The organism is Streptomyces sp. SID486, from assembly GCF_009865385.1.
Taxonomy (GTDB): Bacteria; Actinomycetota; Actinomycetes; order Streptomycetales; family Streptomycetaceae; genus Streptomyces.
The window spans coordinates 1-1,480 of sequence record NZ_WWJT01000755.1 but is presented as its reverse complement, the minus strand read 5'-3'; the positions used below and the strand labels follow the sequence as shown (position 1 = coordinate 1,480).

Below are 1,480 nucleotides of genomic sequence, written 5' to 3'. Positions count from 1 at the left end.
CGGCACCGCCCGGCGGACGGCCCCGCCGAGGGGCGCGGGGACGGGCGCGAGCGGCCAGGATGGAGGTGCGGGGGGTACGGCCCCGCCGCAGCTCCGAGCGCCCCGGGCGGGCGTGTCGCCGGCTCAACCCTACGGAGTGAGCTGGCGCACACCTGCCGTAGAGTTGAGCCCGGTCGATACCTGACCGCGGCAGATCGGAAGGGCAGCAGGCGTGACCGTCGACGACACGGGCTCCGGCGCGGACGGGGACGGCCGGGTGGACCCCGACGCCCCCGACTCCGGCGAGGACCCGCTGGCCCTGCGGCTCGAACAGCTCATCCTGGGCGCCGAGCGCCGCTACACCCCGTTCCAGGCCGCCCGCAGCGCCGGCGTCTCCATGGAGCTGGCGTCCCGGTTCTGGCGGGCCATGGGTTTCGCGGACATCGGCCAGGCCAGGGCCCTCACCGAGGCCGACGTCCTCGCCCTGCGCCGCCTGGCGGGTCTCGTGGAGGCGGGCCTGCTGAGCGAGGCCATGGCGGTGCAGGTGGCCAGGTCAACCGGGCAGACCACCGCCCGGTTGGCGGAATGGCAGATGGATTCCTTCCTGGAGGGCCTGACCGAGCCGCCCGAGCCGGGCATGACCCGCACCGAGGTGACGTACCCGATCGTCGAACTGCTCCTGCCCGAACTGGAGGAGTTCCTGGTCTACGTCTGGCGGCGCCAGCTGGCCGCCTCGGCCGGCCGGGTCGTGCAGTCGGCCGACGACGAGGAGATGGTCGACCGCCGGCTCGCCGTCGGCTTCGCCGACCTCGTCGGGTTCACGCGGCTGACCCGCCGGATGGAGGAGGAGGAACTCGGCGAACTCGTCGAGGCGTTCGAGACCACCGCCGCCGACCTGGTGGCCGCGCGCGGCGGCCGGCTGATCAAGACCCTCGGCGACGAGGTGCTCTTCGCGGCGGACGACGCCGGGATCGCCGCGGACATCGCGCTGCGGCTGGTCGAGACGCTGGCGAACGACGAGACGATGCCCGAGCTGCGGGTCGGCATGGCGTTCGGCACGGTCACCACCCGTATGGGGGACGTCTTCGGTACGACGGTCAACCTGGCCTCCCGGCTGACGTCGATAGCGCCCCGCGACGCCGTCCTGGTGGACAGCGCCTTCGCCGAGGAGCTGATCCGCACCGGCGAGGCGCCGGTATCGGAGGCGGAGGCGGCGGAGGCCGCCGCGGCGGCCGAGAAGGAGGGCGAGGAGCCGCCGACGTACCGTTTCGCGCTCCAGCCGATGTGGCAGCGGCCGGTACGCGGTCTCGGTGTGGTCGAGCCGTGGCTGCTCGCCCACCGCGACGGCCGGTCCTAGACCCCGAGAACGTCCACGCACAGCCCGATCACCGGCAGGCACACGCCGCCCGGACGGGGCCGTGGGGTGCCGTGTCCCGGCTCCGGGGTCCGGCTCGGTGCCGGGGCGGGGGTCCGGGTCGCCGGGGCCGGCGCCGGAGCGGGG

1 protein-coding gene is annotated in these 1,480 nt (G+C 74.8%); it reads left to right on the top strand.

Going from position 1 to position 1,480, the window contains the following annotated elements; all coding sequences use genetic code 11:
- Positions 1-211: 211 nt before the first annotated feature.
- A complete protein-coding gene (locus GT045_RS35355; RefSeq protein ID WP_161297049.1) occupies positions 212-1,336 on the top strand; it encodes an adenylate/guanylate cyclase domain-containing protein in 1,125 nt (374 codons plus the stop codon).
- Positions 1,337-1,480 lie beyond the last annotated feature (144 nt).